This is a genomic window from Halanaerobium sehlinense (assembly GCF_055379485.1).
Genome location: NZ_AP042442.1, coordinates 883955 through 909744, shown reverse-complemented (window position 1 = coordinate 909744; position 25790 = coordinate 883955). Strand labels below are relative to the sequence as shown.

General features: G+C 32.4%; 27 protein-coding genes and 2 riboswitches. Of the genes, 4 read left to right on the top strand and 23 right to left on the bottom strand.

What is annotated here, in order from left to right:
• Positions 1-4: 4 nt before the first annotated feature.
• Positions 5-128, bottom strand: a riboswitch (cyclic di-AMP (ydaO/yuaA leader).
• 375 nt (positions 129-503) lie between these two features.
• From ACZ446_RS04420 to ACZ446_RS04385, 8 genes are all read right to left on the bottom strand, one after another.
• Positions 504-2063, bottom strand: coding sequence for an AAA-like domain-containing protein (locus ACZ446_RS04420; RefSeq protein ID WP_464393922.1), 1560 nt, complete (start codon positions 2061-2063; stop codon positions 504-506).
• A 278-nt stretch (positions 2064-2341) separates the two neighbouring features.
• Positions 2342-2596 carry a hypothetical protein gene (locus ACZ446_RS04415; RefSeq protein WP_464393921.1) on the bottom strand — a complete coding sequence of 85 codons (255 nt, stop codon included), beginning with the start codon at positions 2594-2596 and terminating at the stop codon, positions 2342-2344.
• 16 nt (positions 2597-2612) lie between these two features.
• A complete protein-coding gene (gene grxC, locus ACZ446_RS04410) occupies positions 2613-3800 on the bottom strand; it encodes a glutaredoxin 3 (RefSeq protein WP_464393920.1) in 1188 nt (395 codons plus the stop codon).
• Between the two features lie 79 nt (positions 3801-3879).
• A complete protein-coding gene (locus ACZ446_RS04405; protein WP_464393919.1) occupies positions 3880-4734 on the bottom strand; it encodes a VOC family protein in 855 nt (284 codons plus the stop codon).
• A gap of 25 nt (positions 4735-4759) precedes the next feature.
• A complete protein-coding gene (locus ACZ446_RS04400; RefSeq protein ID WP_464393918.1) occupies positions 4760-5935 on the bottom strand; it encodes an amidohydrolase in 1176 nt (391 codons plus the stop codon).
• A 22-nt stretch (positions 5936-5957) separates the two neighbouring features.
• Entirely contained in the window at positions 5958-6569 is a 612-nt protein-coding gene (locus ACZ446_RS04395; protein ID WP_464393917.1) for a trimeric intracellular cation channel family protein, read from the bottom strand.
• 410 nt (positions 6570-6979) lie between these two features.
• Positions 6980-7756, bottom strand: coding sequence for an enoyl-ACP reductase FabI (locus tag ACZ446_RS04390; RefSeq protein ID WP_464393916.1), 777 nt, complete (start codon positions 7754-7756; stop codon positions 6980-6982).
• Positions 7757-8077: 321 nt separating this feature from the next.
• Positions 8078-9016 (bottom strand): NADP-dependent oxidoreductase, encoded by a 939-nt coding sequence (locus ACZ446_RS04385; protein WP_464393915.1) that lies wholly within the window; start codon positions 9014-9016, stop codon positions 8078-8080.
• 202 nt (positions 9017-9218) lie between these two features.
• Here ACZ446_RS04385 and ACZ446_RS04380 point away from each other — a divergent pair, with 202 nt between their 5' ends.
• Together ACZ446_RS04380 and ACZ446_RS04375 are read left to right on the top strand one after the other, a co-directional pair.
• Positions 9219-10040, top strand: a complete 822-nt coding sequence (locus ACZ446_RS04380; protein ID WP_464393646.1) for a DUF1670 domain-containing protein — start codon at positions 9219-9221, stop codon at positions 10038-10040.
• A complete protein-coding gene (locus tag ACZ446_RS04375) occupies positions 10037-10810 on the top strand; it encodes a DUF1670 domain-containing protein (RefSeq protein ID WP_089720900.1) in 774 nt (257 codons plus the stop codon). Before ACZ446_RS04380 ends, ACZ446_RS04375 begins: the two co-directional genes overlap by 4 nt.
• A gap of 65 nt (positions 10811-10875) precedes the next feature.
• Here ACZ446_RS04375 and ACZ446_RS04370 read toward each other — a convergent pair whose 3' ends face one another.
• The 13 genes from ACZ446_RS04370 to ACZ446_RS04310 form a co-directional block, all read right to left on the bottom strand.
• Positions 10876-11661: an EFR1 family ferrodoxin gene (locus ACZ446_RS04370; RefSeq protein WP_464393914.1), complete on the bottom strand. Its 786-nt coding sequence runs from the start codon at positions 11659-11661 to the stop codon at positions 10876-10878.
• Positions 11662-11686: 25 nt separating this feature from the next.
• Positions 11687-13084, bottom strand: coding sequence for a dihydrolipoyl dehydrogenase (gene lpdA / locus ACZ446_RS04365; protein WP_464393913.1), 1398 nt, complete (start codon positions 13082-13084; stop codon positions 11687-11689).
• Between the two features lie 168 nt (positions 13085-13252).
• Positions 13253-13903, bottom strand: a complete 651-nt coding sequence (locus ACZ446_RS04360) for a YczE/YyaS/YitT family protein (RefSeq protein ID WP_464393912.1) — start codon at positions 13901-13903, stop codon at positions 13253-13255.
• Between the two features lie 40 nt (positions 13904-13943).
• Positions 13944-14669 carry an HD family phosphohydrolase gene (locus tag ACZ446_RS04355; RefSeq protein ID WP_464393911.1) on the bottom strand — a complete coding sequence of 242 codons (726 nt, stop codon included), beginning with the start codon at positions 14667-14669 and terminating at the stop codon, positions 13944-13946.
• Positions 14670-14780: 111 nt separating this feature from the next.
• Entirely contained in the window at positions 14781-15881 is a 1101-nt protein-coding gene (locus ACZ446_RS04350) for an iron-containing alcohol dehydrogenase family protein (protein ID WP_464393910.1), read from the bottom strand.
• Positions 15882-15908: 27 nt separating this feature from the next.
• Positions 15909-17072 carry a pyridoxal phosphate-dependent aminotransferase gene (locus ACZ446_RS04345; RefSeq protein ID WP_464393909.1) on the bottom strand — a complete coding sequence of 388 codons (1164 nt, stop codon included), beginning with the start codon at positions 17070-17072 and terminating at the stop codon, positions 15909-15911.
• A gap of 36 nt (positions 17073-17108) precedes the next feature.
• Positions 17109-17924 carry a MetQ/NlpA family ABC transporter substrate-binding protein gene (locus ACZ446_RS04340; RefSeq protein WP_464393908.1) on the bottom strand — a complete coding sequence of 272 codons (816 nt, stop codon included), beginning with the start codon at positions 17922-17924 and terminating at the stop codon, positions 17109-17111.
• Between the two features lie 177 nt (positions 17925-18101).
• Positions 18102-18203, bottom strand: a riboswitch (SAM riboswitch).
• A 67-nt stretch (positions 18204-18270) separates the two neighbouring features.
• Complete coding sequence (rsgA, locus tag ACZ446_RS04335; RefSeq protein ID WP_464393907.1) at positions 18271-19302, bottom strand: ribosome small subunit-dependent GTPase A; 1032 nt, start codon at positions 19300-19302, stop codon at positions 18271-18273.
• A 26-nt stretch (positions 19303-19328) separates the two neighbouring features.
• Entirely contained in the window at positions 19329-20087 is a 759-nt protein-coding gene (locus tag ACZ446_RS04330; RefSeq protein WP_464394373.1) for a class I SAM-dependent methyltransferase, read from the bottom strand.
• A gap of 537 nt (positions 20088-20624) precedes the next feature.
• A complete protein-coding gene (locus tag ACZ446_RS04325) occupies positions 20625-21041 on the bottom strand; it encodes a cation diffusion facilitator family transporter (protein ID WP_464393906.1) in 417 nt (138 codons plus the stop codon).
• Between the two features lie 163 nt (positions 21042-21204).
• Positions 21205-21726 carry a flavin reductase family protein gene (locus ACZ446_RS04320; protein WP_464393905.1) on the bottom strand — a complete coding sequence of 174 codons (522 nt, stop codon included), beginning with the start codon at positions 21724-21726 and terminating at the stop codon, positions 21205-21207.
• Positions 21727-21849: 123 nt separating this feature from the next.
• The gene (locus ACZ446_RS04315; RefSeq protein ID WP_464393904.1) at positions 21850-22290 is read right to left on the bottom strand and encodes an NUDIX domain-containing protein; all 441 of its coding nucleotides are present in this window, start codon (positions 22288-22290) and stop codon (positions 21850-21852) included.
• 227 nt (positions 22291-22517) lie between these two features.
• Positions 22518-22922, bottom strand: a complete 405-nt coding sequence (locus ACZ446_RS04310; RefSeq protein ID WP_464394372.1) for a GFA family protein — start codon at positions 22920-22922, stop codon at positions 22518-22520.
• A 389-nt stretch (positions 22923-23311) separates the two neighbouring features.
• Between ACZ446_RS04310 and ACZ446_RS04305 the strand changes: the two genes are divergently transcribed.
• Together ACZ446_RS04305 and ACZ446_RS04300 are read left to right on the top strand one after the other, a co-directional pair.
• Positions 23312-23563 carry a hypothetical protein gene (locus tag ACZ446_RS04305; RefSeq protein ID WP_114457974.1) on the top strand — a complete coding sequence of 84 codons (252 nt, stop codon included), beginning with the start codon at positions 23312-23314 and terminating at the stop codon, positions 23561-23563.
• A complete protein-coding gene (locus tag ACZ446_RS04300; protein WP_464393903.1) occupies positions 23560-23964 on the top strand; it encodes a type II toxin-antitoxin system VapC family toxin in 405 nt (134 codons plus the stop codon). Before ACZ446_RS04305 ends, ACZ446_RS04300 begins: the two co-directional genes overlap by 4 nt.
• A 265-nt stretch (positions 23965-24229) precedes the next feature.
• Here the strand turns inward: ACZ446_RS04300 and ACZ446_RS04295 are convergent, their stop codons facing one another.
• On the bottom strand, positions 24230-24787 hold the full coding sequence (locus ACZ446_RS04295) for a nucleotidyltransferase domain-containing protein (protein ID WP_464393902.1): 558 nt from the start codon (positions 24785-24787) through the stop codon (positions 24230-24232).
• A gap of 462 nt (positions 24788-25249) precedes the next feature.
• Positions 25250-25774 (bottom strand): alpha/beta fold hydrolase, encoded by a 525-nt coding sequence (locus tag ACZ446_RS04290; protein WP_464393901.1) that lies wholly within the window; start codon positions 25772-25774, stop codon positions 25250-25252.
• Positions 25775-25790 lie beyond the last annotated feature (16 nt).

The following is a 25790-nucleotide window of genomic DNA, read 5'->3' as shown; positions in this document are numbered from 1 at the left end:
ACGTCTGTCCCTTATTTAAAGTCTACGGAGTTAGCTGTCGGGCTAGAAGTAAAGGTCTTCTTCTAAAAATAGATTCGCCCCAAAAATTGGGTCCCCCGCTCTCAGATGAGATTAGACAACAGAATTATTTTCTTTCCTATATTAAAACACATTATAAATATTTTGTCAAATAAGTGATAAAAATAATTTCTTCCGAAGTAACAAAAACCCCCAGAAAACTCCATCAATAACTGAACAAAATGAAGTTTCTCTGAGGGTAAATAATCTCCAATTGAGATGCTAATTTTATTCTATTTTCCACCGTGATTTCACCGCAGTGAGCCTCAGCCACCGTTAAATACCGCAGTAAAATATACAGTTATTTACAACTATATGGGATATTTCCAACACTAGATTGCTGTTATGACAGGGATTATAAGAAAAGATGCTAATATAAGGAACTTCGACAAAACTCTCCGAAGCCTTGAGCGTAGGTTCGACTCCTACCGGGGGCACCATTTTATTTATACCCAGTAAGCAAAGATTTTTTTATTCTTTACTTCCAGTTCTTGATTCTTATATTCCTTATTCTGATTAAAATTAAAACTCAAAAGATAACCCTGATCCATATTCTGGCTTTCCAAATAATCAACAAGCTGCTCCAGTCCTCGCTGGTGATACTCTTCTCCCCGCCAGATTTTTAATTCCACTATATATTTCTGTTCAACATAAGTTATTACTACATCAAGTCTTTTTTCTTGAGAAATCTGTACTTCTTTGAAATCAAATCCTTTACCATTGATGATTGGCTTTAAAAAAGCAAGAAAAATCAAGCGCCCATTTCTTTCTAAAAAATCTCTATCTCGATCACTATATTGTTCTTTAATGAAAACCTGAAAATGCTCCAGTACTGCTTTTAGATTCAGCTGGCCATTATCTATAAAACTGTCTCTGAAATCAAAAGCATCACTTTCCATTGAGTTTTCTATTTTGGATATCAAATAGTTGTATATTCGCTGCTCATAGATTCTGTTATGGATTTTTAAGCTACCGTCATCATTTTTGAAAATACCGTATAGCTCTCCCTTTTCAATTGTTGGATTATCCAAATTATAAGTGATTTTTCTACCATCTACAATTAAATCTATACAAATATCTTCTAAATCATTATCATTTTCGATATTTTTAATTAATGTATCAAAATTAGGAAGGTCTTTTGCTAAAATAATTTTTACTGCCTGCTCAAGATATTCTTGATTCCAGCTGGACTCATTATCTGCTAGTATTTCTTCTGCAATGATTTCTGCAAGTTTACTAACTAAAAAAGGGTGACCTGAAGTATAATAATGCATTTTCTCAGCAAAATAATCTAAATCCAGGTCAATAGTCCTGTCTTCCTGGTACTCTTTTAACATCGAAGCAATTTGATCGACTTCCAGCTCAAAATCAACCTTAAACTCACTGGCAATATTCCAGGGGCTATTGTACTTATGTTCTTCATCATCTATTAATTTTAGTTTAAGGTTTTTTACATCATGTACCCCTGATAAAATTACACTATAAAATGTTTTATCTCTGTCAGCCTGAGCTTTAATAAATTTATCTCTTAATACCCCCAGAAAACTTAAAAAAAGCTGATTATTACTGCTCTTATCAACTTCATCTATCATTAAAACAATTTTCCTTTCTGCTTTATCAACAAACTCAAAAAGATAATTATTTAAATCTGCAAAATTATCCAGATTATCTATTTTCCTCTGATCAAAATTTAGTTTATTATGCTCATTCTTAAAACTTAAATCTTTTTTCATTAAATTTATAAATACTTTAATAAATGCTTTTTCGCTATTAAATACTTCATCTCCAATTCCTTCAAAACTAATTAAAATTGGAATAAAATTATCTTGTAATAATTTTTTCTCTAAAAGATAAAGTATAGTTGTTTTACCAGATTGACGAGGTTTATTAATTGTAAAATATTTACCTGACTCAACCATTTTTTTAATCTCTTTAATTTTTTTGCTTACATCAGCCATATAATGTTTTTCGGGAATACAGACACCGGTTGTATTAAACTCTTTCACTTAACTCACCTCAACTTTGGCTTTAAGTTATGCTTATTATACCACAGTAACTAACTTAATTAAATCAAAGCAGTCATTGAATTTGATCTATCCTAAAAGTTCTAGCAATTCTATGTTTATCAATTTTCTCATACACCTTTTTCATCCTGTCCACCTAAATTTATAGTTCGATAATAAACTACATAGGCAAAAAAATAACCAGACATTATGCCTGGCATCTAATTCTATTAAATTTCTTTACCAATAGTTCCTTTGTCCAGATCAATAACAGCTCCAAGTCATACCCTAACACCTAACCACTTTCTTTCTTCTATTTCGAGACCTTCATTCTTAGTATGAGCAACATAGAGTTCTCTTTCAGGGTTCTTCTTGTGAAGTTCTCTATAAGCTTTCATCGCTTCATCGCTATTATTAAATTTATCAAGAACAGCTATTTTATCAACAACTCGTTTTCCATGGTCTGAATGAGCTTCAATCGCTTCTAGTAGGATCCAACTATCAGGATATTCATCTCTAATATCTTTCCATTTCATTTTGAAATCCTCCATATTAACTTAAATATTCATTGGCCCTTAGGGCAGCCTTAGCACCTTCAGCTGCAGAAATTATAATCTGTTTATCTTTAATATCTGTTACATCTCCAGCAGCAAAGATCCCTTCAATACTTGTCTGATTATTTTGATCAATAATAATCTCATTACCCTGATTAATTTTAAGATCTTCACAGATAAAACCTGTATTGGGGATTAAACCAATTTCAATAAATATTGCCTTTACATTAAGTTCGCGTTCTTTACCGGTATTAAGATTTTTAATCCTTATCGATTCAACTTTCTGCTCACCCTTAATCTCAGTTGTCTGATATGATTTGCAGACTTCTATTTTATCCGAGTTATTTACCTTATCCTGCAGACTTTTATCACCTGAAAGCTGTTCTCCTCTAATAATTAAATAAACTTCAGTTGCTATCTTTGCCATATCAAGCGCTGCTTCTAGTCCAGAATTACCTCCACCAACTACAGCAACTGGCTGATTTTCATAGATATAGCCATCACAGGTGGCACAATAACTTACACCCTTATCTTTTAACTGATGTTCTCCTGGTATTCCAAGCTGTCTCTTTTTAGTTCCAGCGGCTATTAAAGCAGCTCTCGTATTAATTTTTTTATCACTTTTTGTAAGCAGAATATGTCCTTCTGACTTTGGATTAATATCTGTAATTTCTTCTCCAAAAAGTGTGTCTATATTATAGTTCCTAAGATGTTTTAAAAAATTCTGCATTAGTTCCGGTCCTGAAGTTCCATATTCAGGTAGATAATTATCGATGGTGTCAGTTTCCAGCACCTGGCCCCCAATATCTCTGGCTACCATCAGAACTTTTAAGCCTTTTCGGGCTGCATAAACTGAGGCAGTCATTCCAGCCGGTCCAGCTCCAATTACTGTAAGATCCCAGTCTTTTTCGCTGCAGTTTGGTCTCTCAAATTCTATCAGATCATCAAGACCGCCAGAGCTGACAAGCTCAATTAGATTATCATAACCTCCAATTTTCTCGCCATTAATAAAAATCTGAGGAATAGTTTTTTTGCCGCTCCGCTTTTCCATCTCCTTCTGCAGATTTTCATTATCTGTAATATCATAATCCTTATAATCAAGCCCCAGACTTTTCAGCATCGCTTTCGCTCTTCTACAGTAAGGGCACCAGGTTTTAGTATAGATTTCGATCTTTGACTTATTCATTAGATCAAATCCTTTCTTTGTTTTATTTCAGGATTATTAATAACTTTAATAGTTGTCTTTCCAAGTTCAGCCATAGTAATTAATTAACTAATTTAATAGAGTTACCTGCAGGATCTTCTATAAATATATCATTTTCCTTTTCAATAACCTTATATCCCATCTTTTTTAGATTATCTAAAGTCTCACTTATGGTTCTTTGATCAGGAAATTTAATTACAAAATATCCCATTCCTGCTGCATTTTCTGGCTGTGAATCTGCTCCAACCCCATTCCAGGTATTTAAGCCTATATGATGATGATATCCTCCTGTTGATAAGAATAGAGCTGATTTACCCATCTTCTGAATAACATCAAAGCCCAATCCCTGCACATAAAATTCTTCTGCTTTTTCTAAATTATCAACATGAAGATGAATATGACCTATTTTTGTTTTTTTAGGAATACCATCCCATACTCTATCACCTGTTTCATCCAATATGTCTTCATAATCTAAAGGATCAGTTATCATTTCTATCTGACCATTTTTTCGATTCCATTCACTGTTGTCCAAATCAGAATAAACTTCAATTCCATTATCATCTGGATCTTTAATATATATTGCTTCACTTACACCATGATCTGCTCCACCTGTTATATCGTAATTATTTTCTCTCAAATTTTTCAGAAATAATCCCAGCTGGAATCTCTCCGGCAGCAAAATTGCAAAGTGATATAAGCCGGTTCTTTTTGGTAGTTTTTTAATTATTTTATCGGAAGAAGTTAAAGTAATAATTGGGGTTGATCCATCAGCTGTTAATAAAACTTTGTTTGCTGCCTTTTCTAAAACTTCAAAGCCCAATATTTCTTGATAAAAATTCAGTGATTTATTTAAGTCTCTAACTTTCAGTACAATTTGTTTGACATATTTATTTTCTTGGTTATGAAATTCTTTCATTGTATCATTCCTCTCTTTTAGAAAATCAACTTGCACTGTTCTTTAAAAAATCAAGAGCAAACTGTACATGTAATGCTGTACCATATTTCATATAATCTTCATCAAGCTTAAACTTTTCATGATGGGGAAAATATACAGCTTCTTTTTTCTCATTTCTATACCCAATAAATGCATATACTCCTTTAGCATGCTGAAAATAATAAGCCATATCTTCTGATCCCATATATTTAGGTATAGTTTTATTTTTACTCTTTCCAAAAACTTTTTTTGCAGATTGAGCTGCTAAAACTGTTAAGCTTTCATCATTATAAAGGCTGGGAGTGCCATCCTCTATTTTTATATCCACCTTAAGTTCATAAGCATCTGCAATTGCTTTCGCGTGCCTTTTTATTGCCTGATGAGCTTTTTTCCTGACCTCAGAATCAAAATATCTCATAGTAATATCAAGTTCTGTATATTTAGCAACTATATTTGCCTTTGTTCCTCCAACAAATTTACCAACTGAAAGAACTAATGGCTTTTGAGCATCAATATTTTTAGTTACTATTCCCTGCAGATCTGTAACAAAAGTACTGGCAGGATGAATGGTGTCTTTAGCTCGATGTGGCACTGATCCATGTCCTGACACTCCTTCAAACTTAACATAAATAGTGTCACTACCTGCCATTCTATATCCTGGTTCAATATTAACATACCCAGTCTCTAATTCTGGCATTCCATGCATAGCAAAACAGGCATCAACTCCCTCCATTTCACCTGCTTCTATTATTTTTTTAGCACCTAAAAATGTTTCTTCACCTTCCTGAAAGAAAAATTTAATTTCACCAGCTATTTCATTTTGCATTCCAGACAAAATTTTTGCAGCACCTAGCAGCATAGCCGTATGAGCATCATGTCCACAGGCATGCATTATTCCAGCTTTTTGAGATTTAAAATCCACATCTGCCTCCTCATTTATTGGCAGAGCATCTATATCCCCTCTTAAAGCTATAGTTTTTCCACTTTTTTCTCCCTTTAGAGTAGCTACTAATGATGTATTACCAACTTTCCTGTACTTTATTCCCATTTTATCTAATTCATTAATTATTTTAGCCTGAGTTTTATATTCTTCACCGCTGAGTTCAGGATTTTCATGTAAATCTCTTCTAAAATTAATAATATAATTTTCAATTGCTTTAGCTTTTTCCAGTATATCTGACATAAAAACATCCTTTCTATTATAATTAAGCCTCTTTTGAAACTTTCTTTAAATGAATATCTTTTTTCATACAAAATAACCTGATTAAAAATGTTACTGCAAAAGCAGTATACAAAGCCGCATTATTACCAATAGTTCGATAAGTTATAATAAAGAAAACTGATCCAATTATAGCAGCTACCGCATAAACTTCTTTGTGAAACACATAGGGTATTTCATTTGCAAATAAATCCCGCAATGTACCCCCACCTGTCCCAGTCATTACTGCTAAAACTATAACAATAAATGGTTGTGTATAACCGTTATTAACCGCTACCTCTGAGCCAATTGCGGTAAACGCTCCCAAACCAACAGCATCAAAAATGTTTAAGATTTGATTAAAACGAATAATCTTTTTATAAAATAAAATAACTATCAGGGCTGATAAAATACTGATTATAAGATAAATTGGGTTAGCAAGTGAAACGGGTAAATCTTTATTTATTAAAATATCTCTAATAGTTCCTCCGGCAACTGCTGTAGTTATTCCAAAAACAGCAATCCCATAATAATCCATCTCCTTTTCTATAGCACGCAGAGCACCAGACATTGCAAAAGCTATAGTTCCTATAATGTCAACAATCGAAATAAATTCCATTTTAACCTCCTGGTTTATTTTTAATAATTTTATTCACTTTTAGTTTTTTGAAAATATTTATAGTTTATAAATACAATAAAATATAAACACTGCTCATTCAAGTAAATAATAACATTTAACATCAAGTTTTAAATCCAAAGATCACACTTCAGAATTATTTGCAATTATTTATTTATTTATGAAAAACTTTTTAACAAATATTGACTGTACTAATTAATTAACAAAACCCCCAGAAAAGATTCATTATTAAGTGAATAAAATGAAGTTTCTCTGAGGGTGAATTATCTACAATTGAAATGCAAATTTTATTCAATTGTCCACCATGAGCTTTAACAACTTTTAATGCGAAAGTTATATATACATTAATTCATCTCTATTTTTTTGCGATCTAAATTTAATGTATTTATATATTATCCCTGTGTATGATATCCCCCATCCACATGAAGAATCTCTCCGGTTACCATGCTTGATAAGTCACTCAACAGATAAAGAGCACTTGCTGCGACCTCTTTCTGTTCCACTAATCTTCCCATAGGAGCTCTGTCTTTAAAATTTTTCATTAAAGCTCTAAAATCAGAAATACCGCTGGCTGCTCTGGTTAAAATTGGTCCTGGTGAAAGGGCATTAACTCTAATATTATCAGGCCCCAGGTCTGCAGCCAGATATTTAACTGAAGATTCGAGGGCAGCTTTAGCAACTCCCATAACATTATAATTTGGAATCACCTTTTCTCCTCCATAATAGGTCAGCGTAACTGCTGAGCCTCCCTTTTCTTTCATAAAAGGATAAGCCAGCTGGAGGGCTTTAACATAAGAGTAAACACTAATTTCCATACTGCGTAGAAAACTGCTGCGGGCTGTATCCATATATTTCCCTTTTAAATCTTCTTTATTAGGCCCCCCTGCAATTGCATGGACTATAAAATCTATTTGGCCTCCAAATTCTTTTCCAATCTTTTTAAAAACTTCCTCAAACTCCTGATCATCTGTGATATCCAGTGTATGATAACTTTTGGCTCCAATTTCTTTAAATAAAGGAATAACTTTTTCTCCAATTTTTTCATTCTGATAGGTAAAAGCAAGCTCTGCCCCTTCTGCCTTTAATCTCTCTGCAGTCTCCCAGGCAATTGATTTTTTATTTGCTACCCCCATAATTATACCCTTTTTCCCTGACATTAATTCAGCCATCATAATTACCTCCCACAATAAATTAATTTATTTTCCTATTGATATATAATTATTCTATATTTAATATAGTTCATCTAAAACAAAAGTATACCTTCAATTTCATTAAATTAAACTTTTTTAGAAATCATATTTCTGACATTTTTCAATTTTATAATTATTGAATATAAACAAAACCCCAGAAAGCCTCCATTATCTACTAAACAATGAAGCTTCTCTGAGGTTAAATTATCGTTAATTGAAATCTTTAAATTTATCCAATTTTATACCTAATTAAATCTTATATTCTACTTTTAACCAACTCTACAAAAGTCAATGATGATTTTATGACCGAACTTCAATAATAATTTTGCCTCTTGCATGATGGGTCTCACTTAATTCATGTGCATCTTTTAAACCCTCTTCTGTAAATGGAAATACTGTTCCTACAACAGGTTTTAATTTATTATTTTTCATCATTTCAGCTAGTTCTGTAAGTTCTTTACCATCTGGTATTAACCAGTGGAAATCAGCATTAACATCAATTTCATCAGCCTTTTTTTGATCTGGTTCTTCAACAATTGAAACCAGCTTACCACCCTTTTTAAGGATATTAAAACTTTTATCCTGGATTTCTCCTCCAAGTGTATCAACAACTAAATCGTAATTCTCCAGTATCTGAGAAAAATCATCTTTTTTATAATCAATTACCTCATCAGCTCCCAGAGATTTTAAAAAGTCTACATTTTTGGTGCTTGCTGTTGTTGCAACATATGCACCTAAACTTTTCGCAATTTGAATGGCAAAGCTGCCAACTCCACCAGCACCAGCGTGAACTAATACCTTGTTTCCTGAATCTAGATTACCAACATCTACAAGACACTGATATGCAGTTAATCCTGCAAGAGGAACTGCAGCAGCTTCTTTAAAACTAATATTATCTGGTATTTTAGCAAGAAGCTTTTCTTTTGCTGTTGTATATTCAGCATAAGTACCACGATTTGTAAGTTCTGGTCTCACAAAAACTCGATCACCTTTTTGGAAAGAATCTATATCTTCTCCTATTTTCTCTACTATTCCAGCTGCATCCCATCCTAAAACAATAGGGAATTCAAAAGGAAACTTTTCTTTCAGATATCCATATCTCAACTTCCAATCAATCGGATTAACAGCTGCTGCATGAATTTCAATTAAAACTTCATCTGCTGCTGGTTCTGGTTTTTCTAATTCTTTTTCCTTCAATTCATTTTTATCTCCATAATTATCAATTGCAATTGTTTTCATTATTAACACCTCTTTTAATTAGTTTGATAGAATCTAAACCCTAATCTCTTTTAAATAGCATTTTCTTCTATAACTAACCTCAAGATTAATAATAAAACACAATATTTTTTAATAATAGTAAATAAGGACATTTGTCCTCCCCTAATTAAGTTCGACTAACAAAAGAATTTGATATAATATATAGTTAAGAGGGGGACAATCAATGCCTAAAACTGAACTTGATCGTGTAAAAGTTAAAACTTTAGATAGTCAATTTGAATATATTCTTAAAGAACTATTTGAATATTCACCTCGTGAAGCAAAAGCAATTGTAGAAGCTGCTAATGAAGTCTACCAACTTAAACATTATGATCCATCATATCATGAAAATAAAGATAAAATAGTTAAGACTGTAATCTCTAAAAAGGCACAACACGGTCCAGTTCTAGAAGATTTACCAAAGGTTCAGGTAACCCTGACTAAATCAATAACCAAAGAGGATAAAACACTCTTTAGAATAGAGAATAAATCTGCTCTCAGGAGAGTTAAAATACTGAGAATGACAGAAGAATCACTCGACCAGGGGGGTCTTCTAACCCAGGAAGATCTGGCTGATATACTTGAGGTATCTCCCAGAACTATCAGGCGTGATATCAAAAAACTTAAAGTTCAGGGTTTTAATGTTCAAACCCGAGGCACATATCAGGATATAGGACCTGGAGTATCTAATAAAACTAAGATAATCAAACTATATCTTGAATATAATACCTACTCTGAAATACAGAGAAAAACCAGGCATTCTCCTGGAGCAATTAAGCGATATATCAATGATTTTGGTCGTGTATTGCTTGCAATAAAGAATAAACTTTCAATCAAAGAAACGGCTCATATAGTCGGTATCTCAGAAAGATTAGTTAAAGAATATACCGAACTGTATTTTAAATATAATAGCTCTGAGTATAAAGAGCGTATTGCTGACATAGTTAACATAGCCGAAGAAAAAGCTTCAGTAAAAACTGAGGCAAAAAAGGGGGTCATCAAATGAGACAGGACCCTTTTGCTAATCTCGATAAAAAGACATTCAGACAGGCTATTATTGAGCTTTTAGAAAGTGAATACAAACTACTTGGCAGCCATAAAATATTGGAGTTAATAGCTAATGATATAGTTGAATTAGAGTATAAATATCATCCTCGCAAAAAGACTAATCAGTTTGGCAGTCTAAGCTGGGTTGCTACTTCTGAGCAGAATAACAAGCCAAAACTGGGTCAAAAGCGTGAAGAATACAAACAGGAAGTTATTGAACTTCCCTATGTTACAGAGGAAGATATAGAACTAAAAAGACAGAATGTATCTAAAACAGAACATGATATTATTCGTATTGCCAGGTTAACTAAGGCTGCTAAAAAGCAGGGAACTATGCTAACTGTCGAAGAACTGGCAGCGATAATGAACCGTTCTACAGTAACTATTTCAAAGCGTATTGGCGAATATCATGATACTCATGATGATGTGTTACCTCTTAAAGGTTATATACTGGATATGGGTCGTGGAACTACTCATAAAAAAGCAATAATAGAGCTGTATGAGCAAAAGGTTCAGCCACCTGATATAGCCAGAAAAACAGATCACTCATTAAATGCTGTTGATAGATATATCAAGGATTATGAACGCGTTAAATTCCTTATCAGACGTGGTATAAGCATAACCCAGATCAAACATATGACAGGTCGAGGAGCTTCTGTTATCAAACAGTATAGGAAGCTAATAGAAAAATATCATCCTGAATATTTTGATTCTGATAATGACAAATAATAGATTAATTTGAAATACTAAGAATTAGAAAAAATAGGACCGGACAAATGTCTTAAATGTAATTACTAAACAAAAATTTCATTTTCACTTTTCGTATCAGCAAAATTTTCAATTAAATAATTAGTAATTTCTTTGAAATGAGGATGATCCATATACTTAGCCTTAACAGGACATTTTTGGATACAGCTGCAGCAGGTGATACATTTCTCTTTACTAATTTTACTAAAATCATTATAAGAAATTGCATTAGTTGGACAAGATTCAGCACAAACAGAGCAATTTATACAGTCATCTGTTGTTTTTGGAGCAAAATCAGGACTATCATGTCTTTCTTTATATGGGTAGCTACCTTTAATATTCAGCACATTATCAATCCCAACTTCATTATCTTTTAATGCTTTTTTCTTGATTTGAATCCCAAAATTTTCAGCTAAAAATAAATCTTTTTGGTCTGGCCTCTCACCGGCAATTTTTTTACTGTTAGAATGTTCTCCAACAAATGCGCCAGCAGCAATAGCTCTAAACCCATTTTTTTCAAAAGTATCTTTCAATTCTAGAAGAGCATCATCGTAATCACGATTTCCATATGTTACAACAAAAACCGCAGGTGTATTATCTCCTTTGATTTTTTTGAAAAAACTTACTAAAAACTCTGGAATTCTTCCAGCATATACTGGTGATCCAACAATTAAAAGATCTTCTTTCGAAAACTCTATTTTTTCATTTCGATCTTTAACCTTTGTGATGTCATGTTCTATGTAGTTTTCACTTAATTTTGAAGCAATGGTCCTCAGATAACTTTTTGTATTTCCTGTAGCACTAAAAAATAATAGATTTAAATTCTTTTTCATAATTAAATCCCTTCTATATATTTTCTTAAGCATGAATCGAATTACTAATTATATCTAAAGCTGCTTCATGGACAACCTCTGCTGTAGTTGGATGAGCATGGATAGTTTCTGCCAGATCTTCAGCAGTTAAGCCCAACCTTACAGCTAAAGTTAGTTCTGCAATTAAATCACTTGCCTCAATTCCAATTAAAGCTGCTCCTATTATCTTATTGTTTTCCTTGTCAGAAATAATCTTTATTTTTCCTTCTCTTTCTCCCATAGCCATTACCTTACCACTGGCAGCAAAGGGGAATGTTCCAATCTGATAATCTATTCCCTTTTCTTTAGCCTCTTCTTCAGTTAAACCAACAGTTCCAACTTCAGGTGAGGTAAAAATAGCTCCAGGTACAGCCGAATAATCCATTTCCTTATTTTTGCCCATTATATTTTCAACTGCAATAACTGCCTGATGAGAAGCAACATGGGCCAGCAGCACCTTATCAGTTACATCACCAATAGCATAAACACCTTTTACATTCGTTTCCAGTTTACTATTAACTTTTACTGCACCTCGTTTTTCTGTGATTTCAACTCCTATATTTTCAGCCTTAAGACCCTGATGGTAGGGACGGCGGCCAACAGCCATTAAAACTTTCTCAGCTTCAACTGATTTTTCTTTATCCCTTCTCTTGTAAATTACACTATATCCAGCTTCAGTTTTTCTAATTTCTTTTACCTCAGCTCCGGTTTTAATAGATATTTTTCTTCTGCGAGCAGAGCGGTTTAATTCTTTTGCAATCTCTTGATCAACACCTGTAACGAGCTGATCTAAATATTCAACAACTGTCACATCAACTCCAAAGTTGCTATAAATAAAAGCAAACTCCATTCCTATAATTCCTCCACCAACAATCACCATTGATTCAGGCAGTTTCTCTAAATCTAGGGCAGCTCTGCTGTCTAAAACCCCATCCAGTTTAGCTCCAGGAATTGGCAGCTGGATCGGTTTAGAACCAGTTGCAATAATTATATTTTCTGCTTCAATCTCTTTTATCCCAGCTTCAGTCTCCACCTGCAGTTTATTTTTATCTATAAATGAAGCTTTACCACTTAAACGTTTTACACCACTTTTTTTAAGTAGGTGGTCAATACCTTTAACCAAACGCTTTACTATCTTATTTTTTCTTTTGACAACTGCCGGAAAATCAACTTCAACATTTTCAACTTTTATTCCAAAATCTTCGGCTCTTTGAATATCTGCAAAAAGTTCTGCTGAACGGACAAAAGCCTTAGTTGGTATACAGCCCCAATTGAGACAGGTACCTCCCAGGGCTTCTTTTTCAATTAAAACAGTATCGGCTCCCAGCTGTCCAGCTCTGATTGCAGCTACATATCCTCCTGGTCCACTACCAATAATCGCAATCTTATATTTTTTATCTTTCATATATATCTGCTCCTTTTTAAAAAATTATCTATTTCATTTATTTCAGTAAACTATCTACCATTCCTTCTTTTCTATCTATTAATTAGTTAATAAACAGCTAAATAAGGATTTATTTAAAATTAAAACCCCAGATATTTTATCTGAGGTAAGGAATTAATAATCAACTTGTTATTTAACTGTCCCCAAAATTTTCTTAAAAGTTTTAGAAAATGTTTCGTGTTCTACCTCAGATGCTTTAAAACTAAACAAATTAAAAATAAGATCTATACAAAATCCAATTCCGAAAGCAGCAATAACAGTGCCTAAACCAACAGGGCCACCTAAAAGCCAGCCTGATAATACTACAGCTGCCTCAATCATTGCCTTAGAAACTCCTGAACTAAATCCAGTCTTTTTTTCAATTGCAACCATCAAACTATCTCGTGGTCCTGCGCCAAATCCAGATGACATATAGAAAAAAGTTGCAGTAGCAATAATTAGCAAACCCAAAAATAAAGTTGGTATTCCTAAATAAAATGAATTTATTTGGGGAACGAAATCTAAAACCATAATCATATCAATAAAGATACCGATCATCAGCATATTAAAAAAAGTTCCCAATCCCATCTTTTCACCCATCATAATTGCAATAATACAAATTATAAAGCCGACAATTATAGATATTCTACCAATTGTCAAGCCAGAAATATTTGCTAACCCTTTGTGGAAAACTTCCCAGGGAGCAAAACCAATATTTGCTCTCATTGTTACAACTATCCCAAGGGCATAAAGAAATAAGCCGAAAAATAATCTGCTAAATCTAACTGTGAATTTATACATATCCTATCTCCTATTGTCTTTTTCTCGAATCATAAACTTCTTAATTCTTATTGTTATTTAATGACTCTTCTATGTCTTCTTTCTTAGTCGCTATAGTATCAGCCAGATGAAGCAGTCTTACATCAGGATAGAGTTCCTCAGCCTTCGATCTTTTTCTTTCATCAAAGGGGCCATAAGGTCCCATATGATAAGTAACTGCCAGTATATCTCTTTCCTCAAGTTCAATAAATTTTGTGGCCTCTAAAACAGCCCGTAGAGAATGATTTAAAGGCAGATTATTTTCATTATAATTCCAGTCACTTCTTACATCTGGAGGGGCAATATTTCTTCCATCCTTAAACCACTTAATCAAATCACTTGCATATTCTTTAGAGATTATAAACTCCTTATTTTCTACAAACTTATCTAAACCATAAGTATTGTATAAGTCCATATTATCTCTAACCAAACTTCTTAAAAAGTTATTCTGACCTTCGGTAATAGTATGCTGCATCTCTGATGTATAAGCAAAACATTTTTCTAAATCATGGATAGAAGCCTGAATAATAATGTTTTCTCTAGGAATACCAGCCTGTGTTTCCTCATTTAATTTTAGATATTCCCTTTTAACATTTTCAGTATGTTCTAAAAGACCTCCGGTTATATTTAAATGATGTCTGATGCTTGCAGGTTTTTTATAAAAATCAATTTCTTCTAAATATAAGATTAATTCCTCTATTCCTTTTTTGCCCGTGTTTTTTAAATCTGTAATAAAATTATCTTTCATTTCTACACCTTCCTGTATGTTAAAGTTTGATATTTTAACTTCGTCGTCTATCAAATTTTAACATTTTAGCTCTAATAAAACAAGGAGATTTAAAAAAGAGCCAGGATAAATTTAAGATCTATTATTTAAATATGCCTCTGCTTTGAGATTAACACTTTTAATTGCTTTAAAAACAGCCTCTGCCTTGACTTCAAATGGTAAATTGTGAATAGATTCTTCTGGAGCACAGCTTTTATCAGCTGCTTTTTTTAATTGTGCATCAGCTGTATTTTCTAAACTAAGATCTTTGAGTGTGACAGGCTGTTCTAATTTTATTAAAAGAGGTAAAAGCTCATAAAACTCTTCTTCTCGCTGCTCAAGTTCAAGCTGAACTAAAGTACCAAAAGCAACTTTTTCACCATGGAGCAGATCATGAGTCTCAGGCAGAACTGTTAGACCATTATGAACAGCATGAGCAGCAGCAATCCGGCAGTTATCACCACCTATACCACCTACCATTCCTCCCAAAGAAATTATGGAGTCTACAACTTTTTCTACAGCTTTAGTTGCCTGTCTATTTTCCATATCTTCTGCTGCTGGAACAGCGAATTCAAAAAGAACATCTTTTAACTCTTCTGAAATTTTTAAAGCTGCTCTAGTGGGAACATTTTTCTCTTTATCAGCAGCAGATGCACGTGCTTCATAAAATTTAACAATTGTATCTGCTATGCCTGCTTTAAAATAGTTTATAGGAGAATCAGCAATAACTGCTGTATCTACTAAAACTAATGCCGGACTGTTCTGGAAAATAATATATTCTTCAAAACTCCCCTTTTCATCGTAAAAAACTGACAGGGGAGTCCAGGCAGCACAATTGGAGGCGATAGTTGGAATTGTTATTAATTTTCGATCAGCATAAGCCGCCGCTGCCTTGGCAGTATCAATAGCTTTACCTCCTCCAATCCCTATGATTAAATCAAAATCTTCAGTTGCCGCTAAATCAGCTATGCGCTGAGATTCTTTTTTAGTTACTTCTCCCCCAAAAACTTCCTCTTTAAATTCAATATTGTATTCTTCTAAACTATTCTGGAAGTCTTCTCTGACCACTTCTAGTGTAGTCTTATCACCAACAAGTAGAGCTTTTTTCCCTAATGGAGCAATATGTTCTCCAGCTCTAGCTAAAACATTTTTATCCTGCAGATATCTATTTGGAGATCCCATTACAATATGCATTTATTCACACACTCCCTTAAATTAAATTTATTTTTTAACTTTACTCGGCAGTTTTTCCAATCTTTTTAAAGCTTTAGCCAGTGTCTTTTTGGTTTTAGCAAAATGGAAACGGATCAAATGATTAATGTCATCTTTAAAAAAACTGGATCCAGGAACTGCAGCTACCCCAATTTCTTTAATCAACCATTCACAGAATTTAAGGTCATCATCAAAGCCAAATTCACTAATATCAACCATTACATAATATGCTCCCTGTGGCTCAGTATATTTAAGCCCAATCTTATCTAAACCATTTAAGAAAAATTCTTTTTTCTCCTGATATGATTTTTGTAAATCTTTATAATATTTTTCATCAAAATTAAGTGCAGTAACTGCTGCTTCCTGAAGTGGTGCTGCAGCTCCAACTGTTAAAAAATCATGTATTTGTCTGGCAGCAGTAGTTATTTCAGCAGGTGCAATTAAATATCCAAGCCTCCAGCCTGTTATCGAATAGGTTTTAGAAAGAGAACTGCAGGAAATTGTTCTTTCAAACATTCCCGGCAGTGAAGCAAAATATAGATGCTTATTTGGAGGATAAATAATATGTTCATAAACTTCATCAGTAATTACAAAAACATCATATCTTTCTACCAGTTCTGCAATGGTTTCCAGTTCAGAACGGGTGAACACCTTACCAGTTGGATTAGAAGGATTGCAGAGAATTAAAGCTTTGACTCCCTGCTTTAGCGCCTCTTCTAATTCCTCTGGATCAAAATTGAACTCTGGCGGGTTAAGATTGACATAAATAGGTTCTGCTCCTGATAAAATTGCATCAGCAGCGTAATTTTCGTAAAATGGAGAAAAGACTGCTACTTTATCTCCAGGTGTACAGACTGTCATCATTGCGGCCATCATCGCTTCAGTGCTGCCGCAGGTTACAACAATTTCCTTTTCAGGATCAATTTCAAAACCCATAAATTTTGACTGTTTTTCAGCTAGAGCTTTGCGGAAATTAGAAGCACCCCAGGTAACTGCATACTGGTGTATACTACCAGCTGCAGTTTCTTTTAAAGCATCTTTCAACTCTTCTGGTGGGTCAAAATCTGGAAAACCCTGAGATAAATTAACTGCATCATACTTATTTGAAATTCTGGTCATTCTTCTAATAACTGAATCACTAAAATTGTTTATTTTTTTATTTAATTCTGGCATAATATAACTCCTTCATATTTAATATTTTCGAGGCTGTTAAAATGCTGGGATAACTGCTCCGTCAAATTCTTCATTAATGAAAGTTCGTATTTTTTCAGATTGATAGGCTTCTACAAATTTCTTAATTATAGGATTATCTTCGTCTTCCGGCCTTACTGCCACTATACAAACATAAGGGGAGTCACCATCTTCAATATAGATAGAATCCTCTTTCGGATTCATTCCAAGATCAAGAGCATAATTTGAATTAACAGCTGCAGCGGCTACATCTGGTATAACTCTAGCTGTTTGGGCTGCCTCAACCTCGTGAAACTTTAAATCAAGTGGATTAGATTCGATGTCTAAAATGGTGGCATTGATACCTGCTGAATCATCTAACTCTATTAAACCAGCTTTTTCAAATAATAGTAAGGCCCTGCCGCCATTTGTTGGATCATTTGGAATAGCTATAGTTGAGTTCTCAGGAATTTCATTTAATGATTCATATTTATCAGAATAAATAGCAATGGGAATTACAATTGTTTTTGCAATTGATACTAAGTCTAAATTGCGGTCAGATTTAAATCTTTCAAAATATGGTATATGCTGAAAAGTATTAGCATCTAAACTACCATCTGCTAATGCTAAATTAGGTGTTACATAGTCTGTAAACTCAACAATTTCAAGCTCTACATCTTCTTCTGCCAAAATCGGCTGCACAGCCTCTAGTATCTGAGCAAAAGGGCCTGCTGTTGCACCAACTTTTAAAACTTGATCTGCTGCTATTACTGTATTTGCTGCAATTAATAAATACAAAACTGCTGCTAAAACTACTCCACTACTGATTAAGATTGATTTAAATGATTTTTTCATAATTTAGATTCTCCTCTACTTTTTTAATATTAATAAATTTATTATTTCTAATTTTGTCAACCGTATTTTCTCTAATACACCTCCCAATAAATATTTGCTTAAAATAAAAAAGCCACTCCTAATAAAACTGAAAGAGTGGTAAAAAAATAAACCCTCCTGAGAGGGTTTTATAAATTCCTCTCATCTGTCATTTCTTTGAAATGCAGGATTTAGCACCTTACCATACTGGTAGGTTGCCGGGTTTCAAAGGGCCAGTCCCTCCACCACTCTTGATGAATTATTAAATTTTAATTTTTATTATTATTTGATTATAGAGAATATCATCTAAATTATATTTTGTCAAATTCTATAACCCCATTAATTCTTTATATTTTAACTTATTTGCATATTCAGCGCCAAATTTTCTTTTTCTTTCTAAATAAAGCAATTCTTTTTCCAATTTTCTATAATTTTCGAGTCTTGCTTCAGCTAAATTCCCCTCTTTAATAGCTTTTTTTACAGCACAACCAGGTTCTGAATCATGCTGACAGTCATTAAATTTACAGTTTTTTGCTATTTTTTTAATATCTTCGAAACTTGCATCAATTCCATTACTTTCATCCCAGAGTTGAATTTCTCTCATCCCAGGAGTATCAATAACAATACCACCATTGTCTAAAACTATTAATTCTCGGTGAGTGGTAGTATGCTTCCCTCTACCATCACTTTCCCTAATTTGATTGACTTCCATCTTTTCCTGTCCCACCAGCTGATTAATTATTGTAGATTTCCCAACTCCAGAAGATCCCAGAAAAGCAGCAGTTTCTCCTCTGTTTAAATATTGTTTAAGCTCATCCAATCCTTTACCAGTTAAAGCACTAACTATATGAATTGGAACCCCAAATGCCACTGTTTCAACTTCAGATTTTTTTGCTCCAGCATCATCAGCTAAATCAGCTTTACTCAAAACGATTACAGGTTTAGAACCACTATCCCAGGCAATTGTGAGATATCTTTCCAACCTTCTTAAATTAAAATCCTGATTCAAAGATGTTACTATAAAGACTGTGTCAATGTTGGCAGCTACTATCTGTTCTTTAGTCTCAGCCCCGGCTGCTTTGCGTGAAAACTTGCTTTTTCTGGGCAGTATTTTATGAATAATAGCTCTGTTTTCATTATCCTGAAGGTCAACTAATACCCAGTCTCCAACTGCCGGAAACTGATTATTATAACGCATCTTACCTGTAATCTCAGCTAAAACTTCTCCTTTTTCTAAATACAACTTATACATTCCTTTATATTCAACGGCAGCTCTTGCAACCTGAAATCTTTCTTCAGCCTCCATTTGAGCTAATTTATCTACAAAAAACTGATTCCAACCTAAATCTATCAAATTCAATTTGAATTCCTCCCTTTTCAGCTGAGTTAATTTTCAGCTGTTTTTTTGGCTATATAAAATCCATAACTTAAATATTCTTTGTATTTTTTATATATCTGAATTTCTTTTTTTTCATTTTCTACAATTTTCTTTGCAGCTTCCGAATGATCATGCCTTTTTAAGAAGTCACTAAAACGAGCTTCAATTGGCTTATAGTAATTTTCAAGCCAGCTGGATTGGGGCAGATAAAAGTATCCTGCCGGTGTGAATCCATTCTTCTCTAAAACTTTAAACTTATTTGAAGCTGTATCAATTTCTGGATATTCACTATTCCAGTATTTTTCAATTTTTTCTGGTCTTTTATCAGTCAACCACGTAATTTCACTTACTGCCAAATAACCGCCAGGTTTTAAAAACTTTTTCCAGTTTTTTATTCCTGCTTCAAAACCCATAATGTAAATTGCTCCTTCAGACCAAATAATATCTAGTTCTTCTTGCTCAAAATCTAAGTTATCCATCGATTTTTCCAGTGTTTTAATTTTATTTTTTAGTCCTTTTACTTCTGCTTTTACTTCAAGCTTTCTCAAAAATTCTGGAAATAAATCAACTGCCGTTATCCGGCCATCAATATTTTCTGCAAGAGTTATTGTTTGAGCACCAGAACCACAGCCAATATCTGCAAGCTTAAGCTTTTTATTCTTACTAATTTCTATTAAATCTAAGGCCTTTAAAGTGTCAGCAGTACTGCCTGGCCCCTGTCTTTTTGCTTCTTTATGAAAATCAATTAACAATTCTAATTCTGTAATTTTTATTCTCCTTTATAATTTATTTTTTAAATTAATTTTAAACAAATTCTTTCTAATTTTTTAGTCTAAATGCAAAAAAACCGTAGGTTAGTTAATAAACCCACGGCTAAAATAACAAAAACTATGGAAATAATCCCATAGCATAGAATAATCAGCTGTATATATTAAAGATACAGCTTTATAAATTATTATTTTAATTATACTAGAGTTTATTAATCTATAATCCATACTAATTCACTTCTTCATGATTACTTAAAAATAGACGCAATAATCCCTCTGATTTAAGTTAAAATTAAAAAAGTATGGAATATTTAATTTGCTTTTAGACTAATAAACTAACTTTCATAAACGCATTTCTCCTCATATTTTCTATAAGTAATTATAACAGACCATTACTTTATAATCAATAAAATTTTTCATGATGTAGAAACTATTAAACATTTTTCTTATTTACAAACACTTTATTCATATTGTTTTGTTTCTAATTATTTAATATTTATAGCTTTTCATCATCTTCTTCAGGTTCAGTATGAATATTTATAATAGTGTTATCATTGATAACAGTGCTGTAATAAGTGCTATGATCCCTGGAGATTCTAGATAAGTTGTTAATAGGATAGCTGAATAAATATTTTTCCCACTAGAATATAAGATCCCTAACCCAACAATAAATAATACAATTCCAATAATTGTTGTTGCTAGAGTTTCAAATTTACCATGGCCATAATTATGGTCTTTGTCAGCCGGTTTTCTAACTATCCTAAAACTGATTAAAATAACTATATCAGTTGTAAAATCTGATAAAGAATGAATAGCATCAGCAATCATTGCATTACTATTACCCATTATTCCTGCAAGTAATTTAATTGATGTTAAAATAAGATTTATAAAAAATCCAACCCAGGTAATTTTATTTGCTTTTTTAGCACGAATATCTTCTAATGATATATTCATTTTTTTCACCCCACATTTTTGACAACAAACATTAAAATTAAGAAATTCATGAGGCTTTTTATAAACCTAGTTTGTTTAATTAAACTGGTTTGTCCAGCAAAATTTCATATTACCAATATCCATCATAATAGCGTAACAGGAACCTTCTTTTAAGCAAAGTTAACTATGTGCTTTTAAATCTTGTAGCATATACTTTTCGTGGAAAATCACCTTCTGCATACTCACATTTTCTAGCACCTTTTACAATATCTTTGTCTGCATACGCCTCAATTACTTCACCTATAAAAAGATTTTTATCCCCTGTTTTCATTTCTTTTTTAACCTTACACTCCATGTGGGCTATACACTCACCAATAATAGGAACCCTTATTTTACGTGCCTGCTGTGGAGTCAAACTTGTTTCTTTAAATTTATCAACCTGATAGCCTGAGTGATAACCACAATAATATATCTGTTTTTTAAGCTCCTGTGGAGGAACATTAACTATAAATTCTTTAGTTTCTTTAATTAATTTCGAAGAATAAAATTCCTTCCCTATTGCACAAGCGATTAGTGGCGGCTCTTTTGATACTGGCATACAAAAACTAACCGCAATAATATTTGATTTACCTTCAATATCTCCACATGTTATCAAAAAATGTCTCATTGGCCACATAAACTCTAAATATTCAACATCAATTTTCATTCTACTTTATCTCCTTTTGTTAATTTAGCTCAGCTTTACTGAGATTTGCAATCGTGCTTGGTTCCGCAAAACTTTTGTTCGTAATCTAATCTTTCTTTTTATAAAATTTAAAACTATTAATTTCTAATAACTATAAAAAATTTCTGTTTTATATTCTGATTCTTCTTTATTTTTCAATTCTAGTAATAATGATTTGACAAAACCACCTAAGTTATAATTGCCGATATCTTTTAAATCTACCCACTTATACTCCTGAGCTTCTTCATTTAGTATTACATTATATGAGTCAGTTTTACACATGTAGTCAATAAATATAAAATGCTTTTTTTCATGAAAAGACTTATTGTTTACACTTTCTTTTATGCTAATTAATTGAATATCATATATCTCTAATCCAGTCTCTTCTAATATTTCTCTTTTTAAAGCTTCTTCCATTCTTTCACCTAATTCAATATGACCTCCAGGAATTATATATTGATTATTCCATTTGTGAGATTTACAGAGGAGTATTTTATTATCTGGATTAAAAATAATTGCACCAACAGTTGGTTCAGGATATTTCATTATTTGTCCCCTTTCTTTTTTCATTAAAGTAAGTTATTCATATTTTATATATCATGTCAGATAACGTTTCGCAAATATGCGAAGTTTCCGTAGGCAATTTGGGTGAAGCCGCAGGCGGAACCGCATATTCGCTGTTATAAGCAGTAAGTGCTGGTATATAGTAATATAATTAGCCACGGCAGCAAACGATGCTCGATTTCAGGAAAATTTAGGCTTTCTACACATTTCTATTCTTTTGGTAAATCCTCATAATGTGGAATCTTTTCGAGGTTGTAATCCCAATTAGCTTTTTCATTTAGATAGATATGACCCGTAGGAACTATTTCTATATCTGTGTCCAGACTCCCAGCAGGAACAACAAGTAAATTACCATCCATTTGTATATTAGGTAGCGCAGAGCTACAGTTTGGACAAAAGCTCTTTATATGTCCTGAATTGTTGTGGTTATACGTTTTTACCTTTTCTTCTCCTTTCAACCATTTTAATGTTGCTGTTGTTGAAAAAAGATTTGAAGCATGAACAGACCCTGTATCTTTACGACAAGATTTACAGTGGCATAAAAAGAAGTTTTCAAAATTTCCTATTATCTCATATTTAATTTTTCCGCAAAGACACGATCCTGAATGTTTCATTTTGCCTCCAATCCGTGCAGCCGGGTAGCAGTTTTTTTCTTTTTTTATCAAAATCTAAAGCGCTTGCTTATTGACTATAATGTTACTGGGACTTTCGCTCGTACCTAGTTCCGCAAGAACTGGCGTAAAGCTTGCGTTTTAATATCCGTGATTGGTTTATCTGCAAGCTTTATGACAGAAGGCATGACACCAATCCCATGTTATACGACTGTTGGGCTCTGCTCTTATATTTTTATAAATTAAGAACGTTAATAATATAATTCTTTTAATAGAAAAAAACACCTGCATAAATATCAAAAACATTATACATGCATATTGCATGCTTTAGTGTTAAGTGGTATAATATAAATAGAATAAAGATTAATCATTAGATGAAAGGAGTTATTATTATGCCATCTTTACAAGTTAGAGATTTACCAGAACATCTTTATCAAGAAATTGTCCAATTAGCTGAAGCTGACAGAAGAAGTATTACCCAGGAAACAATAGTCTTATTGGAAAAAGCTTTAAATATAGAAAAAGAAAACAAAAAACGTCGTCAACAACTTCTAAAAAAAATACAAGAAGAAACCAGTCAAGAACAGAAAGATGAAGAAATATTAGATCCTGTAAAATTAGTTAGAGAGGATCGTGAAAGATGAGAATTACAATCGATGTAAGTGCAGCTGTTGAAATAGTGATGGGTGGTAAAAGACAAGAAGAAATTATAAATATATTAAATGACGCAGACTGGGTAATTGCTCCTTCTCTTTTTATTTATGAAGCTAGTAATGCGTTATGGAAATATCATGAATACCGAGATTATAGCAAAGAAGATATTATGAAAAAAGTTGAATATCTTTATGAAATGGTAGATCAGTTTATTGATGCAAAAGATATTTTTGAAGAAGCTTTGCCACTTTCATGCAAGATAAGTCATCCTGCTTATGATGCTATGTATTTAGTTACAAGTAGGCGTAAAAATGCTACTTTATTAACTTTAGATAAAAAATTAGTTAGAGCAGCTAAAAGTATTGATGTTCCAGTAGCAGTGATTACTTAGCGCAATGTCGTATAACGCTCGTGCCTGGTTCCGTCAGGAACTGGCGTAAAGCTTGCTTTTTAGTATCCGTAATTGGTTAACTTGCAAGCTTTATGACAGAAGGCATGACGACAATCCCATGTTATGTGAAGTAAGCTGACAAGCATGAAAGACTTGGAAAGCCTAACAAAAAATACGCTTCCCATGTGGTTTACACTTTTTTACTCATATTTTTATTTTTTTAAGTCTTTATTAACTTTTAATGTTACAAATTAAAATAATTAATTCAATTATTTATCCTTAATAATTTCGAAATGTTTTCTTTTACTTTTTTAGGAATATCTTTTGACATATGTTTTTTAAATATATCAAGATTACTGATACCCTTTTCTCTAAAATAATTTTCAATTAAATTTACTTTGTTTTCTCGATTGCTCATCAAACTATATAAAATATACCAATCTTCTAAAGAAGTTAATGGGATTTCTACATTATTTATATTTAAAATCTTTGTAATAGATTTTTTATTAAATTCATATAGATATTGTTTATTACTATCGTAGTTAATTACAAAACCTGCCATAACATCAATATCAATTTTATTTATTTCATATTCGAAAAAATATTTTGTAGAATAAAAATCGGATTCTTCACATGACTTTTTATAACCAATCTTTTTTAATGCCTTATTTGCTTTATCTATATCAGAAGTCTCTACTATAATATCAATATCATTTGGATCATCAACAAGTTTGTAAAAACTTAACAATAAAGAAGCTCCAATTGCCCAACTAACTTGCTCTTTATTTAACTCTTTTGCTACTTGAATTAAAGTATTCTTCATAATAAGCACTTCCTAAGTAATTAGTATTTTGTTTTGTGATAAAAATTAAAAGTTTTATTATAAATCAAAAAGGTAGAATTTATAAGGATTTACCTATCTTTTGACGCATATCCAAGCAAGAATATTAGGAAATTGCAGCTTATTTCGTATAACGTCCTTGAGATTTGCGCTCATGTCTGACCAATGTTATACGAAGGCCAGGCGATTTTATATTTATTTACTATTCTCTAAAATTAAAGTATCCTCTCTTAAAAAATTTAACGCTACTTTTCTAAAAAACTCCTTATTGTTTAACATCAATGGATGATCCCCTTTAGGAGAAAGTACTGTTGTTGAAAATTTTATTTTCTCAGCAGCATTACATAATTTGTTTTCAATTTTATCAATTGAATTATCCTTTAAGCTTCCACAAATTAGTACTGGACAAACTATTTTATCAAAGTTGTTATGAAAGTTATCCCCCTATTTTTGGGCAAATTCTATTAATATATTAGTATCTGCATTAATTACTTTTTCCCACTCTTCTCCATGCATATAACTCCAAAATTTATCTGCACCGTTATCTTTAGCTTTTTCTCTTTCTACCTCAAGAACTTTAGCCTCTTTAATAGAAAGTTTTTCACCTATAAAACTATCAGCAACTACTCTATTTGTAATTAGAGAATAATTTATTGCAAAATTTAAGCCAATTATTGCTCCTCCACTTGTGCCTAATATATTTACTTTATCTATATTTAACTCCTTGCATAATCCATTTAATACTTTAGCATTTTCATTCCAAAAATCTACTGGGAATTCTTCTAGTCTTTCTGATTTGCCATGCCCTATTATATCAACAACTATAACTTTAAAATATTTAGAATAAAACTCTACCTCTTCTTCTAACATTAATGAAGAAGCAGTACTTCCGTGAATAATTAACAGTGGGTCACCTTCACCACATTCCTTATAATATATTTTATAACCATTTTGTTCATAATAACTCATTATTAATCACTCCCTC

Bases quoted from the DNA above. Each gene is read 5' to 3' on its own strand.
- ACZ446_RS04415 (WP_464393921.1), bottom strand. From the start codon at position 2,596: ATGAAATGGAAAGATATTAGAGATGAATATCCTGATAGTTGGATCCTA.
- grxC (WP_464393920.1), bottom strand. From the start codon at position 3,800: ATGAATAAGTCAAAGATCGAAATCTATACTAAAACCTGGTGCCCTTAC.
- ACZ446_RS04405 (WP_464393919.1), bottom strand. From the start codon at position 4,734: ATGAAAGAATTTCATAACCAAGAAAATAAATATGTCAAACAAATTGTA.
- ACZ446_RS04400 (WP_464393918.1), bottom strand. From the start codon at position 5,935: ATGTCAGATATACTGGAAAAAGCTAAAGCAATTGAAAATTATATTATT.
- ACZ446_RS04395 (WP_464393917.1), bottom strand. From the start codon at position 6,569: ATGGAATTTATTTCGATTGTTGACATTATAGGAACTATAGCTTTTGCA.
- ACZ446_RS04390 (WP_464393916.1), bottom strand. From the start codon at position 7,756: ATGGCTGAATTAATGTCAGGGAAAAAGGGTATAATTATGGGGGTAGCA.
- ACZ446_RS04385 (WP_464393915.1), bottom strand. From the start codon at position 9,016: ATGAAAACAATTGCAATTGATAATTATGGAGATAAAAATGAATTGAAG.
- ACZ446_RS04380 (WP_464393646.1), top strand. From the start codon at position 9,219: ATGCCTAAAACTGAACTTGATCGTGTAAAAGTTAAAACTTTAGATAGT.
- ACZ446_RS04375 (WP_089720900.1), top strand. From the start codon at position 10,037: ATGAGACAGGACCCTTTTGCTAATCTCGATAAAAAGACATTCAGACAG.
- ACZ446_RS04370 (WP_464393914.1), bottom strand. From the start codon at position 11,661: ATGAAAAAGAATTTAAATCTATTATTTTTTAGTGCTACAGGAAATACA.
- lpdA (WP_464393913.1), bottom strand. From the start codon at position 13,084: ATGAAAGATAAAAAATATAAGATTGCGATTATTGGTAGTGGACCAGGA.
- ACZ446_RS04360 (WP_464393912.1), bottom strand. From the start codon at position 13,903: ATGTATAAATTCACAGTTAGATTTAGCAGATTATTTTTCGGCTTATTT.
- ACZ446_RS04355 (WP_464393911.1), bottom strand. From the start codon at position 14,669: ATGAAAGATAATTTTATTACAGATTTAAAAAACACGGGCAAAAAAGGA.
- ACZ446_RS04350 (WP_464393910.1), bottom strand. From the start codon at position 15,881: ATGCATATTGTAATGGGATCTCCAAATAGATATCTGCAGGATAAAAAT.
- ACZ446_RS04345 (WP_464393909.1), bottom strand. From the start codon at position 17,072: ATGCCAGAATTAAATAAAAAAATAAACAATTTTAGTGATTCAGTTATT.
- ACZ446_RS04340 (WP_464393908.1), bottom strand. From the start codon at position 17,924: ATGAAAAAATCATTTAAATCAATCTTAATCAGTAGTGGAGTAGTTTTA.
- ACZ446_RS04325 (WP_464393906.1), bottom strand. From the start codon at position 21,041: ATGAATATATCATTAGAAGATATTCGTGCTAAAAAAGCAAATAAAATT.
- ACZ446_RS04320 (WP_464393905.1), bottom strand. From the start codon at position 21,726: ATGAAAATTGATGTTGAATATTTAGAGTTTATGTGGCCAATGAGACAT.
- ACZ446_RS04315 (WP_464393904.1), bottom strand. From the start codon at position 22,290: ATGAAATATCCTGAACCAACTGTTGGTGCAATTATTTTTAATCCAGAT.
- ACZ446_RS04310 (WP_464394372.1), bottom strand. From the start codon at position 22,922: ATGAAACATTCAGGATCGTGTCTTTGCGGAAAAATTAAATATGAGATA.
- ACZ446_RS04305 (WP_114457974.1), top strand. From the start codon at position 23,312: ATGCCATCTTTACAAGTTAGAGATTTACCAGAACATCTTTATCAAGAA.
- ACZ446_RS04300 (WP_464393903.1), top strand. From the start codon at position 23,560: ATGAGAATTACAATCGATGTAAGTGCAGCTGTTGAAATAGTGATGGGT.
- ACZ446_RS04295 (WP_464393902.1), bottom strand. From the start codon at position 24,787: ATGAAGAATACTTTAATTCAAGTAGCAAAAGAGTTAAATAAAGAGCAA.
- ACZ446_RS04290 (WP_464393901.1), bottom strand. From the start codon at position 25,774: ATGAGTTATTATGAACAAAATGGTTATAAAATATATTATAAGGAATGT.